Here is a 16,057-nt window from a genome sequence, read left to right as displayed (position 1 = left end):
CCCGCGGCGTTACGGCAGCTTGCCCTGCGGCTTGGGGCTGTCGGTTGCCTGATCGGCGTTGGCCCTGGCTTCGGCCTCGCTGCGCGGCGGCACGAGCGCGATCAGGCGCACGCCTTCGGAAATCTTGGCGCGCGCCGCACTCCGGCGGGCCTCCGTCAGGCGGCGTTTGAGCGCCTCACGCGCACTTTCGCGTTGCTCCTCGGGCAGATCGTCAATGCGGGCCTCGGCGCGGTTCGGGAACAGCACCTCGATCTCGTCGGGCGTCACCCGTTTAACGTCCCCGTCGGTCGAGATATAGCCCAACAGATGCGCGCCGGTGCGCCCCTCTTTCCAATCCTCAAAGGTGAATTCCGCCGTAAGCGCCGTGGCCGAAATCCGCCACCCGCCAATGTGCAGGTCTTCCAACTCGCGAAAGGTTTTGCCCGCGCCGAACGGACGCCCGCCCAGTTGGGTCGGGAGCGCGTGACGGGCCTGTTCACCACGGTGGCGCGCGATTTGCCACGTCTGGTCACGGCCGAATTCGGGCGCAAGGTCGGTGGCGACAAGCGTGTTATAGGCGTCGTTTTCGGTGGCGGCCACGACCGTTTGATAGCTGAGGATTTCAAGCGAATGTTCAGCGGCCTCCGACAGCACATCGCCGTAAAACACCGGAATGCCCGTGGCGCGGGGGCGGACAAGCCGCGCGTGGTTGGGGTCGGCGATCAACACCGGCACATCGGCCTTTTTGAGCGCCTCAGCCAGAGCGGTGGTAAACCGCGACCCACCGATGAGCAACACCCCCGGCGTACCGCTTTGTGCCAAGCCCAGAAACCGTGCAAACGGGGCAAGGGTAAACCCGTGCAGCACCACCGTGGCCATGACCAGAATAAAGGCGAGCGGGCCGATCACGGCACCGTCCTCGACCCCCGCAGCCGCAAGGCGTTCGCCGAACAGACCCGCCACAGCGACCAGAACCACACCGCGCGGCCCCGTAAAGGCGATCAGCAGCTTTTCCTTGGTCGGCAGCCCCGAAAACATCAACGCAATCAACACGGTCAGCGGACGTGCGACCAAAATCACAAGCGCCACAAACAGACCCGCACGCCATGTCAGGCTGTTCAGAGAGGCGAAATCAAGCGAGGCCGCGAGCAGGATAAACACCCCCGACACCAACAGGATTGTCGCGTGTTCCTTGAACCGGCGCAGCTCGACAAAGGACGGCAGATCGGCGTTGGCAATCACCAGCCCCATGACGGTCACGGCCAACAGCCCGCTTTCGTGCAGCAACATATCGGGCAGCGCAAAGGCCGCGAGCATGGTGACGAACAGCACCGGCACCTTCATATATTCCGGCACCCATGCGCCGCGAAACGCCCGCGCAATCCCGACACCGGCGACCAGACCGACGATCAACGCCACGACAATGCCCAAAGCCAGTACGGAAATCGCCCCGCCAAGGCTTTCGGCCTCACGTCCGACGAGGACGAATTCGAACGCCAGAACCGCCGCCAAAGCCCCCACGGGGTCGTTCACAATCGCCTCCCAGTTCAACAGGTTAGCGGGTCGGCGCGACAGTTTCGCGGTGCGCAGCAACGGCGCAATCACCGTGGGCCCCGTCACCACCAGAATGCCACCGAACACGGTCGAGGCTTCCCACCCGAGGCCCGCCCCGAAATGCAGCGCACAGGAGGACAAAAACCACCCCAATGGGGCGCCGATGAACACAAGCCGCATAACACCTTTGCGGGCGTCCCCCAGTTTGTGCAGATCAAGCGTCAGTCCGCCCTCGAACAGGATCACCGCCACGGCCATCGAAATCAGCGGCTGTACCATGTCACCGATGTCGCGGGCCGGGTTGAACAGGCCAAACACCGGACCGACCAACAGGCCGACCGCGAGCATCACCACAATGGCGGGCATCCGCAGACGCCACGCCACCCATTGCGCGCCCACACCGAGCACCCCGACGAGAGCAAAGGCTTCGACAGGTGCGAGGCCCGTTACAGTTTCTACTGCCATGTTTGTTCAATCCCTGGAGCGGCTGTTCAGCCTGGTTTGTAATCGCGGTTGGCTTCGGGGTCGGCGGTCTCATAGGTGAAATCCGCCAGTTCCTCCCAAAGCGCGGCGGGAATGTCGGCCCCGGCCCACCCGAGCGCCTGCGCCACACGTTCGGGTTTTGACACCCCGAGCAAGGTGGTGCTCACACGCGGATCACGCATGGAAAATTGCAAGGCCACTGCGCCCATAGCGACGCCGTGACGCGCACAAAGCGCTTCGATGCGGCGCACAGGGGCGAGGGTTTCCTCGGTCGCCTCCTGATAGGTGACGCGCGGCATCTCGTCGGCCCCTTTGGCCAGAACCCCGCCCGCAAAAGGCGCAGCATTAATCACGGCAATCCCCGCCTCTGCGGCATAATCGAACATCGCGGAGGCCGACCGGTTCAACAGCGTAAAGCGGTTATGGGAAATCAGCGCGTCAAACGCCCGCGATTTGAGCATCGGCTCCATAATATCGAGCCGCCCCATGGCCAAACCCACCGCCTTTGCACGTCCCGCCTCTTTCATCGCGAACAACGCATCCAATGCGCCTTCGACCTCGGCCAGATCGCGGGCATGTTCGGGGTCGTGCAAGAACAACAGCGGGATTTCAGTCAGCCCGAGCCGCGCACAGCTTTCCTCCAACGAGGCCCACGCGCGCTCACCGTCAAACCGGCCGGTTTCGGGATCGCGGTCCAGTTTGGTGGAAAGCGTCATCCCCTCCGGTAGGCCTTCCGCCTTTATCACCGCACCAACCCGCGCCTCGGATCGCCCCGCGCCGTAGTTGTTCGAGGTGTCAATCAGCCGTGCAGGCCCGTCAAAAATCGCCCGCACCGTGGCGGCGGCACGATCCGCATCGACGCTATAGCCATAGGTGTCGGGCATATCGCCCAATCCGGACGTGCCAAAACCCAATGGCGTCAGCATCACTCCGGTTGTTCCGATCTCGCGCGCAGTCATATTGTCCCTTTCGTTATCCCGTACCGTCCCAAACGTTTAAACCTCGCGTGGCGTTCCGCACAGGCGCTCATATTCCTGAATGGCGAAACGGTCTGTCATCCCCGCAACGTAATCAAGCACTATTCGCGCCAGTTCGGTATCGCTTGTCGCCGCCGCGCCCTCATGGACCCACTCGGCGGGCAAAAGCGCGGGCTTGGACATGAACAACGGGAACAGCGCATTGACCATAACCGTGACGCGCTTGCGCTCTTCCACCACGGACGGAGCGCGATACATCTCTTTGAACAGGAACGATTTAATCACTTTGAGGTTTTGGAAAAACGGTTTGGAAAACCGGATAATCGTCCGGTCCATTTCGCGAATATCCTGTGCCGTTTCGGGCTTCGCGCTGTCAAGGCGGTTGGTGGCGATGGCAATCACATCCTCCACCATATAGCCGAACACGCGGCGCAGCGCCTCGTGATCGCGGCGCGACCGCTCCAAGGCGGGATAAAGCGCATCGACGTCCGCATAGGCGCGATCGGTGAGTGGCAATTCCATCAGATCCTCGGCCGCAAACAGCCCCGCGCGCAACCCGTCATGCAGGTCGTGGTGATTGTAGGCGACATCATCGGCAATCGCGGCCACTTGCGCCTCGGCACTGGCAAAGGTGTGCAATTCCAGATCGAACTGGTCATTGACCTCTTTGAGCGCATAGGACAACGGCGCGCCCTCGGGATGGCGTTTGGGGTCGGCATAGGGGCCCGTAATCGGCCCGTTGTGTTTCGCAATCCCCTCAAGGCTCTCCCACGTCAGGTTCAGCCCGTCGAAATCGGCGTAATGTTTTTCCAGTTTGGTGACGATGCGCAAAGCCTGCGCATTGTGATCAAACCCGCCATAGGGCGCCATCAGCTCCTCAAGCGCATCCTCGCCCGTATGCCCGAACGGCGAATGACCCAGATCATGGGCCAGTGCAATCGCCTCGGCCAGACCTTCGTTCAGGCCCAAAGCCCCCGCAATGGTCCGCGCCACCTGTGCCACCTCGATGGAATGGGTCAGGCGGGTGCGGTAATAATCGCCCTCGTGCTCGACGAACACCTGGGTTTTATGTTTCAGCCTGCGAAAGGCCGACGAGTGGATAATCCGGTCGCGGTCGCGTTGAAAGGGCGAGCGAAAGGTTGATAGTTTCTCATCGAACAACCGCCCGCGCGTCTCGAACGGTTGGCTCGCATAGGATTTCAACATCTGCGCAATTCCCCTTTGAAGTGACGCGCCGTTGGCCGCCATCACAGTCCCGTTTGGCCACCTTGCCGGCGGTCCTTTGCCCCACTATATTGGATGCAAGACGGCGCGACAAACAGATGCCGCGCAAAACCGCACTTAAATCACCGTACTTCAACGAAAAAGAGACGTTTTATGGCCCTTACGCTTCCGCCCACCGTCACGCCCCGCGCCTTTGCCCGCATCGCCGAAATCAACGCGGCCTCGGGAGAGGAGAAAGCGTTGCGTGTTGCGGTCGAGGGCGGCGGCTGTTCGGGGTTCCAATACGAGATCACGCTGGACGCGCCTGCGGGCGACGATCTGCGCCTTGAGGGCGATGGCGCGGTGGTTGTGGTTGACCCCGTGTCCTTGCCGTTTCTGGAAAACGCGGTGATCGATTTTAGCGAGGAACTCATCGGCGCGCGGTTTGTGATCGAAAACCCGAATGCCACGGCCTCATGCGGCTGTGGCACGTCCTTTTCGATGTAAAGACACCGCACGGCATCTTGCCATTTGCGCGGCCATGCGCCACGAGAGCCTATGACCAGACCAATCGCCTCCCACTACGACACCATCATACTCGGCGCGGGGGCGGCGGGGCTGTTCTGTGCCAAATTCGCGACGCAAACCGGCGCAAAGGTGTTGGTGGTCGATCACGCCAAACGCGCCGCCGAAAAGGTGCGTATCTCCGGCGGCGGGCGGTGTAATTTCACCAACATCTACGCCGGACCGGATAATTTCATCAGCGCGAACAGACACTTCGCCAAATCCGCCCTCGCACGCTACACCCAGTGGGATTTCGTCGATCTGGCCGTGTCACACGGGATCACCTATCACGAAAAGACCCTTGGCCAGTTGTTTTGCGATGGTAAATCCCAAGCCATCATCGACATGCTTCTGGCCGAGGCGCGGGGCGCGGATATTGCACTGGGCACCACCATTGACGCGGTGTCCCATGATGGCACGCAGTTTCGCGTGACCCTGTCGGGCCGCACGGTGACAGCCCACAACGTCGTGGTCGCCACGGGTGGCAAATCCATCCCGAAAATGGGGGCCACGGGCATCGGATACCAGATCGCGGAACACTTCGGGTTGGCCCTGACCGACACCCGCCCTGCCCTCGTGCCGCTGACCTTTGCGCCGCAGGAACTCGACTGGATCGCGCCGCTGTCGGGCACCGCCCTTGACGCGCGTGTGACGGCCAATGGCACCGCGTTCGACGAGGCGCTGTTGTTCACGCATCGCGGCCTGTCGGGGCCGTCGATTTTGCAGGTGTCGAGCTATTGGCGCGAGGGCGATCCGGTCACCGTGAACCTGTCGCCCACCCGTGATATATTCGGCGCACTCAAAGCGGCCCGCGCCGAGAACGGCCGCCGCCAGATGCACACGGCGCTTGGCACGATCTTTCCCGCCAAACTGGCCACCACACTGGCCGGACGTCTGGGCCTGTCGGGCAATCTGGCGGACCACTCCGACAAGGCGCTCCACGCCATCGCCGATGCGCTGCACGCGATGGCGTTGCGCCCCGTTGGGTCCGAGGGCTACCGCACGGCGGAAGTCACGCTTGGCGGCGTGGACACCGATGCGCTGTCCTCCACCACGATGGAGGCCAAGGCGGTCAAGGGGCTGTATTTCATCGGCGAGGTGGTCGATGTCACGGGGTGGCTTGGCGGCTACAACTTCCAATGGGCATGGTCATCCGCCGCCGCCTGTGGTCGCGCCATTGCAGCATCCCGTTAAGCCCCCTACAAAGGCACAAACCAACGGGAGCCTCACATGAAAATCGCCAGTTTCAACATCAACGGGATCAAAGCCCGCATTGACGCGCTCACCGATTGGCTGCGCGAGGCCGAACCCGATGTGGTGGTCCTCCAAGAGATCAAGTCGGTCGACGAAAACTTTCCGCGCGAGCACTTTGAGGACATGGGCTATATCGTTGAAACCCATGGGCAAAAATCGTTCAACGGCGTGGCGATCCTGTCCAGACTGCCGCTTGAGGATGTCACCCGTGGCTTGCCAGATGGCAAAGGGATGGGGCGCGATGGCGAAGACGACATAGAGGCCCGCTATATCGAGGCCACGGTGATGGGCGCGCGCGATGCGGTGCGCATTTGCGGGCTGTATCTGCCCAACGGCAACCCCGTCGATCTCAACGCCGATGGCAGCCCCGTTGCCGGATCGAAATACGATTTCAAACTGAAATGGTTCGCCCGCCTGCACGCCCGTGCCACCGAACTTATGGCCCTTGAACAGCCGTTCTTGATGGCGGGGGATTTCAACCTCATTCCACAGGCCGAGGACGCCAAGCGGCCCGAGGCATGGCGCGAGGATGCGCTGTTTCGCCCTGAAAGCCGCGCCGCGTTTCGTCGGCTGATGGATCTCGGATTTACCGATGCGCTGCGCGTGACCACATCGGCACCCGAAACCTACACGTTCTGGGACTACCAAGCGGGCGCGTATAACAAGAACGACGGCATTCGGATCGACCACGTTTTGCTGTCACCGCAAGCCGCCGATTGCCTCACCGATTGCCAGATCGATACGGCAACCCGTGGCAAGGCCAAACCCTCCGATCACGTCCCGATCTGGGTTGACCTCGACATTTAAACCGCCCCCACCGGACAGACAAAAACGGCGCGTTGGATCAAACCCACGCGCCGTTTTGCTGTGTCGATGTGGACCCGCCCGGGCGGCTTACCACTTTTTCTTTTCGTCCGCGCGCCCTTTGCCAAGGTGCTTGCGCAGGCGCGACGGCACTGATTTTGTCTTGTTTTTGAACGGGTTCTTATCCGCTTGGCTGCGGAAAAACAGACGGATCGGTGTCCCCGGCATGTCGAAATCGGCACGCAGACCGTTGACCAGATACCGCTTGTACGAGGCGTTCAATTCATCGGGGTGGCTACACATCACCACGAACTGTGGCGGGCGGGCTTTTACCTGTGTCATGTAGCGCAATTTGATGCGCCGGCCACCCGGTGCGGGGGGCGGGTGCGCCTCGGTCATGGCCGACAGCCATGTGTTGAGCTTGGCCGTAGGTACGCGGCGGTTCCACACTTGGTGCGCATAGAGGATCGCCTCTTGCAACTTATCAAGGTTTTTGCCGGTTTTGGCCGACACCGTCACCAATTGTGCGCCGCGCAACTGTGGCAAAAGGCGCGTGAACTCTTCGCGCAACTCTTTGGCTTTGTTGGACTTATCGGTCTCTTCGTCCCATTTGTTCACGGCGATGACCACGGCGCGGCCTTCGCGTTCGGCCAGATCGGCGATGCGCAGATCCTGTTGCTCGAACGGAATGGACACGTCGAGCAGCACCACCACAACTTCGGCGAATTTCACCGCACGCAGACCATCGGCAACGGAAAGCTTTTCGAGCTTTTCCTGCACCTTGGCCTTTTTGCGCATGCCCGCGGTGTCGAACACGCGCACGGGCGTGTTGTTCCAGTTCATCGTGACGGAGATACTGTCGCGGGTGATGCCCGCCTCCGGCCCCGTCAACAGGCGCTCTTCGCCCAACAGCTTGTTAATCAACGTGGATTTGCCCGCGTTCGGACGGCCCACCACACAGATTTGCAGCGGCTTTTCGGCGGTGAAATCACGCGACACACCGGCGTCTTCGCCCAGTTCCTGCTCTTCTTCGGTCAGCTCGACGTCGACCTCGGGCGCCTCGGCCTGAGCGCGCTCGTCATAGCCGTCAGCAAGCGGACGCAAGATGTCATACAGCTCGCCCATGCCCTCGCCATGCTCGGCGGAGATGCGCATCGGTTCGCCAAGGCCAAGCGAATAGGCCTCAAGGAACCCGCCCTCGCCCGCGTGCCCTTCGGCCTTGTTGGCGGCGAGGATCACGTGTTTGGCGCGTTTGCGCAGAATTTCGGCAAACACCTCGTCGGCGGGCAGGATCCCCGCACGCGCGTCGATCATAAACAGGCACACATCGGCCATGTCCACGGCGCGTTCGGTCAGCTTGCGCATCCGGCCCTGAAGGCTCTCGTCGGTCGCCTCCTCAAGCCCCGCCGTGTCGATCACGGTAAAGCGCAGATCGATCAGCTTGGCCTCGCCTTCGCGCAGATCGCGCGTCACACCGGGTTGATCATCGACCAAGGCAAGACGGCGCCCCACGAGGCGGTTGAAAAGGGTCGATTTGCCCACATTGGGACGTCCGACGATAGCGAGCGAAAAACTCATGGGATAACTCCCGTTAAATCCAGCGGCCACACATATGCGCGGCGTTCAAGCGGCTGCGATACACCGAGACGCGGGGGGCCGTAAAGCCCTATCGCGCCTCAGGGCCAAAGCACGCGGCGTTGGCCCCTGTTTTGCGTCACCTTTGCTGCAATCACACGGGACCGCGCGGGGTTAGCGGATCGCGGCCAATGTGCCGTTATCGAGCAACAGATACATGACGCCGCCCACAACGATCGGATCGGAGGCCGCCCCGTCCGGCAGGGCAAGTTGCGACACCAAGGCGCCGCTCTCGGGAGAGAAGCCGCGCAGCACGCCATCAGAGGAGGCAACCCAAAGACGCCCCCCCGCGGCGACAGGGCCGTAGTGGGAAAAGACGCCTTTGCGTTTGCGTTCTTTTTCAACGGTATAAAGCGGCAATTGCACGCCCCACACCCGTTCGCCCGTTGTCGCGTTCAGGCGGACAATCTCGTTGCGGTCGGTCACGATGAACACGGCACCGCCAACGACCGTCGCGGGGCTGTACGCCCCTTCGGTCGCGGTCCACAGGCGCTCGCCGCCCTCGATGTTAAACGCGGCGAACCGGCCCGCCTGATTGCCGACATAGACGGTGTTGCCCACAACGACCGGATCGGCGGTGATGTCGGACACGTTGGCGTAGACAAACCCTTTGCGCTGCCCCGCGAGGCTTGCCGACCACTGGCGCAGGCCACCCTTGCGGAACGAGCCGAACAGGTCGCCCGTGGCGAAGGGCACAATGGCCAGAGTGTCGGTCACGGCGGGGGACGCGGCCCCCACGCGCGAGGTCACGGCCTCGGGGCCGGACATTTCCCATTTCACGCGCCCGTTTGCGGTCTCGACCGCCCAGGCGCGGCTATCGGCCCCGACGACATAGGCCAGACCGTCATAGACGGTGAGACCGGCGGCCCCTGCGGCATCAATGCGTTGGCGCCATTTGACGCCGCCCGACACGAGGTCAAGGGCAACCAGTTCACCGTAGCCCGTGGTGGCAAAAACGGTCGTGCCGTCAATGGCAAGCGTGCCACCCGTGGCATCGCCGGCCTTTTCGCCCGCAGGGGTCAGATCGCGCGTCCACGCGGGCGCACCGCTGACGGCAGAAACGGCGGTGAGTTGGGCCTTGGCGTCCATCGCAATCACGAGGCCTTGGGCGGCGACAGGATCGGTGGTGAGACGGTATTTGCGCGAATTGCCGTCGCCAACCGGCGTGGTCCATGCCACGGCCGGCGTCGCGGCGGTAAAGGCGTTGTGGCCTGCGTCATGCAAACGGCCCGCTCCCGTATGGGTCCATGCCGAACGCGAAACCTGTTTGCCGAGCGCGATTTTGGCCGATGTATTGGCAACCGCGCCCGCAAGGGCCACAGGGGTGCCGCTGCGCGGATCAAGGCGCTCCCCTGTCAAGATGACTTCGCGCCCTGCCCCACATGCCGATAGTGTCACCGCCAACCCAAATAGTCCGGCTTTGACGGCGCGTTTACCCAATACGGTCATGTGCGAGCACTCCCCTCGTCTTTCTCGGTGTATGCGCCACGGTCATCGACCGCGCGCGTTCGGGCCACTGTGGACCCAAAGAATTCAATCGGCCTTAGCCATCGGTTGCGGCGGTCAAATCACCACCCAAAGCTACAATCATCTGAACCGCACGACGGCGCAAGGCCTGACTTGCCTCGCCATCTTCGGCAATCGCACGCAGACCTTCGATCGCCGCGTCCAGTTGGCCCGCTTCGATCTGGGCCACCGCGATTTGCTCTTCGGCCAAGAGGCGGTAGGGCGCACCGGGTGACGCGATGGAGGCCAACATGGCAATGCGGGCCTGGGCGTCGATATTGGCCGCACCAAGCATGGCAGTCTTGAGCACGGCGAGATCGCGGTACACAGGGGCCAGTGTCGCATCGGCGACATAGGGCGCAAGCGCCGCCACAGCGCCATCGGCATTGCCAACCGCGTGCAATTCGCCCGCACGGATCATATCGGACAGGATGCGCGGCTGACCCGCGAGGTCAAGCGCGCCGAGCGCATCGGCGCGGGCCTGTGCGTCCTCGACCGCCAAAGCCGCCGAAATGGCATCGCCTGCGGCCTCGGCGGCAACGCGGGCCTTGGATTTGGCGTATTCGTTGTAAGATGCCCCGCCAACCAGAACGATCACACCCAAAACGGCGATCCATCCGTATTTCCGGAATATCGCGAACAGTTTGTCGCGTTTGACCTCTTCGGTCACCTCTTCGATGAAGCTATCAGTATCGCTCAAAGCCGCCCCGCTACGTTATCTATTACGTTTGGCCAAACTCTTACCCCGAACAACGCGGGAATGCCAAGGGGGGACAGCCATCCGTGTGCCGGTGACCCGCACGGGGTCGGGTGTTGCACGGCACAACGGCGCGGCAACAGGCGCGGCAAACACAGGCGGGGGTGGCAACCTGAACAGAACGGTTTACTTTTGTCGCCCGATCCCTCACAACACCCCTCAACGCATGCAACAAACGACATGCACAGATTGCACATTTTCACCCGCCGGCCTTTACGCACCGTAATATTTTTTCGTATTTCGGGCGCAAAAAGGTTAAACCAACGCCGCACACCGGCCGTAGTTCAGATATAATTCGGTCAAAACCTTGTGATCACGCCGTAATCGCCCCATCTTGACTGCAATGTTAATCGGATTAACAGAGATCCGGTACCACCAAACCAAATGCCCGCGCCCCGCGCACCGCCACCCCGACGCCCTTTGGCCAAAGACAGTAAAGAGACATAAATGCGCATCGTTCCCATCCTCATCGCCATCGTCGTGACCATGGCCCTCTACTTTTTTGTATTCCAACGCGACACACTTGGTGACATCGCCGGCGCCGAGGCCCCCGCAGAGGTCGCCGTTGACGCCGGACAAGAGACCGCCGCGATGGCCCCGCCCGCCAACCGCAGCACGGACGAGAAAGCCGCGATGAAGGTCGTCGCCGAACATTCCACCGCCGAAGTGCTTGATAGCGCGGTGATCTTGCGCGGGGAAACACAGGCGGCCCGCTCGGTGAGTGTCTCCGCCGAAACATCGGGCCGCGTTGTCTCCGCCCCCCTGCGCAAAGGATCCTACGTCGAAGAGGGACAGGTGATGTGCCAACTCGACCTCGGCACCCGCGAGGCGACATTGGCACAGGTGAAAGCCGCCGTGGCCGAGGCCGAAGTGGGCCTGAGCAATGCGCAAAAACTGGCCGAAGGGGGCTACGCCGCCGAAACCAATGTGCTCAGCGCCGAGGCCGCCCTCGAAGCCGCCCGCGCCGCCATTGCCCAAACGGAACAGGATATCGAAAACCTGACCATCGAGGCACCATTTGCGGGACTGTTGGAAAGCGACACGGCGGAACTGGGGACCCTGATGCAGTCCGGATCCCTGTGCGCCACCATCATTCAGCTCGACCCGATGAAACTCGTGGCCTACGCGCCCGAGGCCGAAGTGGATCGCATCGAGGTCGGCACCCTCGCCGCCGCACGCCTGTTGACAGGCACCGAGATCACCGGCCGCGTGACCTTCCTGTCACGCTCCGCCGATCCCACCACACGCACCTTCCGCGTCGAAATCGAAGTGCCGAACAGCGATTTTGCCATCCGCGACGGTCAAACCGTTGAAATGGCCATCCGCTCGGACGGGAAATCGGCGCATCTGCTCAAACAGTCGTCCCTGACGCTCAACGACGAGGGCTTGCTCGGTGTGCGCATCGTCGATGCCGACAGCACCGTGGCCTTTGTCCCTGTTCAGGTGATCCGCGACAGCGTTGACGGCGTCTGGGTCTCGGGCCTGCCCGAGGAGGCCGACATCATCACCGTCGGACAGGAGTACGTGCGCGCAGGCGTCGCTGTCGAGCCACATTTCGAGGAGATCAACTGATGACGGGTATCGTCGACTGGGCCGGTGAACGCGCCCGTATGATCCTTGCCTTTATCGCGCTCACCTTGATCGCGGGCACGGCGGCCTACATCGGCCTGCCCAAAGAGGGCGAACCGGACATCGAAATTCCGGCACTGTTTGTCTCCGTCCCCTTCCCCGGCATTTCCGCCGAGGACGCCGAACGGTTGATCGTTGAACCGATGGAAACCGAAATGGCCGATCTCGACGGCCTTGATAAAATGTCAGGCACCGCCGCCGAGGGCTATGGCGGTCTGGCGATGGAGTTCGAATTCGGTTGGGACAAGACCAAGGTGATCGCGGATGTGCGCGACCGCATGGGCCGCGTCGAGGCCGAGTTTCCCGCAGGCGCGGACAGCTATTCGATCAACGAGATCAACTTTTCCGAGTTTCCGATCCTGATTGTCAACCTGACAGGCCCCGTGCCCGAACGCACGCTTGTGCGCTACGCCAAGCAGATGCAGGACCGCCTCGAGGGGCTCGAGCCCATTCTGGAGGCGCAACTGACGGGTCAGCGCGACGAGATGGTCGAGGTGACAATCGATCCTCTGCGCCTTGAGGCCTATAACGTCACGGCGCAGGAACTGATTTCCGTTGTGGCCAACAACAACCAGTTGGTCGCCGCAGGTGAGGTGCAAACCGAACAGGGCAATTTCGCGATCAAGATCCCCGCCAGTTTCAACGACCAAAGCGATGTGATGGCCCTACCGGTCAAGGTCAATGGCGACCGCGTGATCACCCTTGGCGATCTGGCCGACATCCGCCTCACGTTCGAGGACCGCGCCGGAACCGCCCGTTTTAACGGCGAGACCACCGTGGCGTTGCAAGTGGTCAAGCGCAAAGGCTTCCCGATCATCGACACCGTGGAGTTGATCAAAACCGAAGTGGCCGCCGAGGTCGACACATGGCCAAAGGAATTGCGTCAGGTGATCGAAGTCGGCACCTCCAACGACCAGTCGCGTCAGGTGGCGTCGATGGTGAGCCAACTCGAGGGCGCGGTGATGACCGCAATTGCGCTTGTGATGATCGTGGTTCTGGCCTCGCTCGGCATCCGCTCCGCCCTGCTTGTGGGATTTGCCATTCCGACCTCGTTCCTGCTGTGCTTTATCTTGCTCGGGATCATGGGCATCACCATTTCCAACATCGTCATGTTCGGCCTGATCCTCGCCGTGGGGATGTTGGTGGATGGCGCCATTGTGGTGGTCGAATATGCCGACCGCAAAATGGATGAGGGCGAAGGCCCGATGGCCGCTTTCGTCGAGGCCGCGAAACGCATGTTCTGGCCGATCGTGTCCTCCACCGCCACCACGCTATGCGCCTTTTTGCCGATGCTGTTCTGGCCCGGTGTTGCGGGACAATTCATGGGCATGTTGCCCGTCACCATCATTTTCGTGCTCTCCGCCTCGCTGATTGTGGCGCTTGTGTACCTGCCTGTTATGGGCGGGGTGTCGGGCCGCATCGCGCGGGTATTTGATCGCATGTCGGCGGGTCTGCGCCGCACAACGCCCTATTGGGTGCGTTTCGTGTTGGTGATCCCCGCCGCCTATCTGGTGTTCATCTCCATGATGCAGACCATCAACAAAGGTTACCTGTTCGGCAACGCGGCACCCGACGCCGCGTGGGCCGCCTACCTTGGCCCCGTGTTGTTCCTGATCGGATCGTCGCTTTTCGGGATCACGCTGTCTGCGGCACGTATTGAACGCAAAAAGAAAAAGGTCGATAGCGGTTATAAACGCACCGCCTTCGGGTGGTTCACATGGGCGATTGCCGGCAACCCGATCATGCCCGTTGTCACCATCGTTGTGGTCGTGGCCTCGGTCGCGAGTGTCTTTGGCTACTATGGCAAAAACAACGCCGGTATGGAGTTCTTTTCGGACTCCGAACCCGAACAGGCCATCGTCTATGTCCGCGCCCGTGGCAACCTGTCGCTTGCGGAGAAAGACGCGCTCGTGGCTCGGGCCGAACAGATCGTCTTGACCCAACGCGGCGTCGACAATGCCTTTGCCTTTGCCGGCGAGGGCGGGTTGAACGCCAACACCGGCGGGGCTGCGGGTCCATCGGACACCATCGGACAAATTCAGGTGGAATTGATCCCGTGGGAAGACCGCCCCGACGAGACAATATCAACCAGGCTGCTCGGCTTTATCCCGTGGGAAAACACCCATGTCGCGCCCGATTATGACGGCGATGTGGTGATTGCCGAGTTGCAGGAACGCCTAAACACCATCCCCGGTATTTTCACCGAGATTCAAAACCTTGGCATGGGTCCGGCCTCGGCAAAACCCGTTCACCTGCGTCTGAAAAGCGACGACTGGGAGGCATTGGCCTCGGCCACCGACATTGTGCGCGCCAAGTATGAAACCATGGCGGGCCTCACCGATATCGAGGACACCCGCCCCCTGCCCGGCATTGACTGGCAAATCGATGTGGATGTGCAAAAGGCAGGGCGGTTTGGCGCCGATGTCGCCACCGTTGGCGGTATGATCCAGTTGATCACCCGTGGCATCATGCTTGATACCATGCGCGTCGACAGTTCCGACGAAGAGGTCGAAATCCGCGTGCGTTTCCCCGAAGAGTACCGCGTGCTCTCGACCCTTGATACGCTCAAGGTACGCACGCAGGACGGGCTTGTCCCGCTTGCCAACTTCATCACCCGCGAGCCTGTGAAAAAGCTGGCGCAAATCGACCGCGCCGACCAAAAACGCTACTACGATGTAAAAGCGGGCGTGGCACCTGATCTCAAGACCGAAGACGGTATTTCGATCACACCGACCGAGCGCATCGATACGCTGACCGAATGGCTCACCACCGACACCCCCCTGCCCTCGGGCGTCTCATGGGAGTGGACGGGCGATGATGAGGAGCAACGCGAAACGGGGGCCTTCCTCGGCAAGGCCTTTGGCGCGGCACTTGCCCTGATGTTCATCATCCTGCTTGCGCAGTTCAACAGTTTCTACAACTCCGTTCTGGTGTTGCTCGCTGTCATTATGTCCACCGCGGGCGTGCTGATCGGCCTGCTCGTACGCGACATGGCGTTCGGCATGATCATGACCGGGACAGGGATCGTGGCGCTTGCGGGGATCGTGGTGAACAACAACATTGTTCTGATCGACACCTATCAGGAATACTCGCGCTACATGCCGAAAATCGAGGCGATCATCCGCACCGCCGAGGATCGTATCCGGCCTGTGCTTTTGACCACCATCACCACGATGGCGGGTCTGGCGCCGATGATGTTCGCGCTCTCGCTCGACTTCATCAACGGCGGCTATTCGATCAACTCGCCCACCGCCGAGTTCTGGACCAACCTCGCCACGGCTGTGGTGTTCGGCCTCGGGATCGCGACGGTTCTGACCCTGATCTTTACCCCTGCCATGCTCGCCTTGCGGGTCTGGGCGCGGGTTATCGCCCACCGGATTGTGATGATCGTGACCAACCTCGTGGGCGCACGGTCGCGCACCGCAACCGATTACCGTTTGCACCGCGAAGCCCGACGCACGCTGAACCCCGAATTCGTCTGGACCACGGGAGCGAATGCATGGGGTAGCCCCGATTACACGCCCGAAATGCCGACCGAACCACAGGTCGAAATGGCCAGTGCCGAGGTCAAGGCCACGTCGACGGCGGAGCTGCGCAAACGCGCCAAAGCCAAAGAGGCCGCAAAGCGCGATGAGGACGACGACACACCGCCCTCCGACATCAGGGCCGCCGAATAGGCCCAAGGGATCACCCCCCACAAAAGACAAAACGC

Annotated in this window: 11 protein-coding genes; 5 read left to right on the top strand and 6 right to left on the bottom strand. The window is 61.8% G+C overall.

Translation table 11 applies throughout. From position 1 onward, the window contains the following. Positions 1-9 precede the first annotated feature (9 nt). From ACN0Q0_RS06820 to ACN0Q0_RS06810, 3 genes are read right to left on the bottom strand one after another with little or no spacing between them, the layout of a single operon-like run. The gene (locus tag ACN0Q0_RS06820; protein ID WP_417242634.1) at positions 10-1,998 is read right to left on the bottom strand and encodes a cation:proton antiporter; all 1,989 of its coding nucleotides are present in this window, start codon (positions 1,996-1,998) and stop codon (positions 10-12) included. 26 nt (positions 1,999-2,024) lie between these two features. Further along, on the bottom strand, positions 2,025-2,975 hold the full coding sequence (locus tag ACN0Q0_RS06815; protein ID WP_417242633.1) for an aldo/keto reductase: 951 nt from the start codon (positions 2,973-2,975) through the stop codon (positions 2,025-2,027). Positions 2,976-3,011: 36 nt separating this feature from the next. Next, complete coding sequence (locus ACN0Q0_RS06810) at positions 3,012-4,199, bottom strand: deoxyguanosinetriphosphate triphosphohydrolase (RefSeq protein ID WP_417242632.1); 1,188 nt, start codon at positions 4,197-4,199, stop codon at positions 3,012-3,014. 171 nt (positions 4,200-4,370) lie between these two features. Between ACN0Q0_RS06810 and ACN0Q0_RS06805 the strand changes: the two genes are divergently transcribed. Genes ACN0Q0_RS06805 through xth form a run of 3 tightly spaced genes read left to right on the top strand, consistent with a single transcriptional unit; the run spans position 4,371 to position 6,821 of the window. Further along, positions 4,371-4,703, top strand: a complete 333-nt coding sequence (locus ACN0Q0_RS06805; RefSeq protein ID WP_417242631.1) for a HesB/IscA family protein — start codon at positions 4,371-4,373, stop codon at positions 4,701-4,703. 51 nt (positions 4,704-4,754) lie between these two features. Then, positions 4,755-5,954 (top strand): NAD(P)/FAD-dependent oxidoreductase, encoded by a 1,200-nt coding sequence (locus tag ACN0Q0_RS06800; RefSeq protein WP_417242630.1) that lies wholly within the window; start codon positions 4,755-4,757, stop codon positions 5,952-5,954. A 36-nt stretch (positions 5,955-5,990) separates the two neighbouring features. Next, positions 5,991-6,821: an exodeoxyribonuclease III gene (xth, locus tag ACN0Q0_RS06795; protein WP_417242629.1), complete on the top strand. Its 831-nt coding sequence runs from the start codon at positions 5,991-5,993 to the stop codon at positions 6,819-6,821. 87 nt (positions 6,822-6,908) lie between these two features. Here xth and der read toward each other — a convergent pair whose 3' ends face one another. The 3 genes from der to ACN0Q0_RS06780 all read right to left on the bottom strand — a co-directional run bounded on the left by der (position 6,909) and on the right by ACN0Q0_RS06780 (position 10,659). Next, a complete protein-coding gene (gene der, locus ACN0Q0_RS06790; RefSeq protein ID WP_417242628.1) occupies positions 6,909-8,396 on the bottom strand; it encodes a ribosome biogenesis GTPase Der in 1,488 nt (495 codons plus the stop codon). A 171-nt stretch (positions 8,397-8,567) separates the two neighbouring features. Further along, positions 8,568-9,902, bottom strand: coding sequence for a PQQ-binding-like beta-propeller repeat protein (locus ACN0Q0_RS06785; RefSeq protein ID WP_417242627.1), 1,335 nt, complete (start codon positions 9,900-9,902; stop codon positions 8,568-8,570). 94 nt (positions 9,903-9,996) lie between these two features. Next, a complete protein-coding gene (locus tag ACN0Q0_RS06780) occupies positions 9,997-10,659 on the bottom strand; it encodes a hypothetical protein (protein WP_417242626.1) in 663 nt (220 codons plus the stop codon). A 504-nt stretch (positions 10,660-11,163) separates the two neighbouring features. Here ACN0Q0_RS06780 and ACN0Q0_RS06775 point away from each other — a divergent pair. Both ACN0Q0_RS06775 and ACN0Q0_RS06770 read left to right on the top strand, forming a co-directional pair. Continuing rightward, on the top strand, positions 11,164-12,288 hold the full coding sequence (locus ACN0Q0_RS06775; protein WP_417242625.1) for an efflux RND transporter periplasmic adaptor subunit: 1,125 nt from the start codon (positions 11,164-11,166) through the stop codon (positions 12,286-12,288). Beyond that, a complete protein-coding gene (locus ACN0Q0_RS06770; RefSeq protein ID WP_417242624.1) occupies positions 12,288-16,022 on the top strand; it encodes an efflux RND transporter permease subunit in 3,735 nt (1,244 codons plus the stop codon). The genes ACN0Q0_RS06775 and ACN0Q0_RS06770 overlap by 1 nt, the downstream gene beginning before the upstream one ends. The last annotated feature ends 35 nt before the right edge of the window (positions 16,023-16,057 follow it).

The sequence above is a fragment of the Celeribacter sp. genome (assembly GCF_048259695.1).
Lineage (GTDB): Bacteria > Pseudomonadota > Alphaproteobacteria > Rhodobacterales > Rhodobacteraceae > Celeribacter.
The sequence above is the reverse complement of the archived record's forward strand: the minus strand, read 5'-3'. Positions and strand labels throughout refer to the sequence as shown.

Excerpts from the sequence above, each read along its gene's own strand:
- ACN0Q0_RS06785 (WP_417242627.1), bottom strand. The coding sequence starts at position 9,902 with ATGACCGTATTGGGTAAACGCGCCGTCAAAGCCGGACTATTTGGGTTG.
- der (WP_417242628.1), bottom strand. The coding sequence starts at position 8,396 with ATGAGTTTTTCGCTCGCTATCGTCGGACGTCCCAATGTGGGCAAATCG.
- ACN0Q0_RS06775 (WP_417242625.1), top strand. The coding sequence starts at position 11,164 with ATGCGCATCGTTCCCATCCTCATCGCCATCGTCGTGACCATGGCCCTC.
- ACN0Q0_RS06770 (WP_417242624.1), top strand. The coding sequence starts at position 12,288 with ATGACGGGTATCGTCGACTGGGCCGGTGAACGCGCCCGTATGATCCTT.
- xth (WP_417242629.1), top strand. The coding sequence starts at position 5,991 with ATGAAAATCGCCAGTTTCAACATCAACGGGATCAAAGCCCGCATTGAC.
- ACN0Q0_RS06820 (WP_417242634.1), bottom strand. The coding sequence starts at position 1,998 with ATGGCAGTAGAAACTGTAACGGGCCTCGCACCTGTCGAAGCCTTTGCT.
- ACN0Q0_RS06810 (WP_417242632.1), bottom strand. The coding sequence starts at position 4,199 with ATGTTGAAATCCTATGCGAGCCAACCGTTCGAGACGCGCGGGCGGTTG.
- ACN0Q0_RS06800 (WP_417242630.1), top strand. The coding sequence starts at position 4,755 with ATGACCAGACCAATCGCCTCCCACTACGACACCATCATACTCGGCGCG.
- ACN0Q0_RS06815 (WP_417242633.1), bottom strand. The coding sequence starts at position 2,975 with ATGACTGCGCGCGAGATCGGAACAACCGGAGTGATGCTGACGCCATTG.
- ACN0Q0_RS06805 (WP_417242631.1), top strand. The coding sequence starts at position 4,371 with ATGGCCCTTACGCTTCCGCCCACCGTCACGCCCCGCGCCTTTGCCCGC.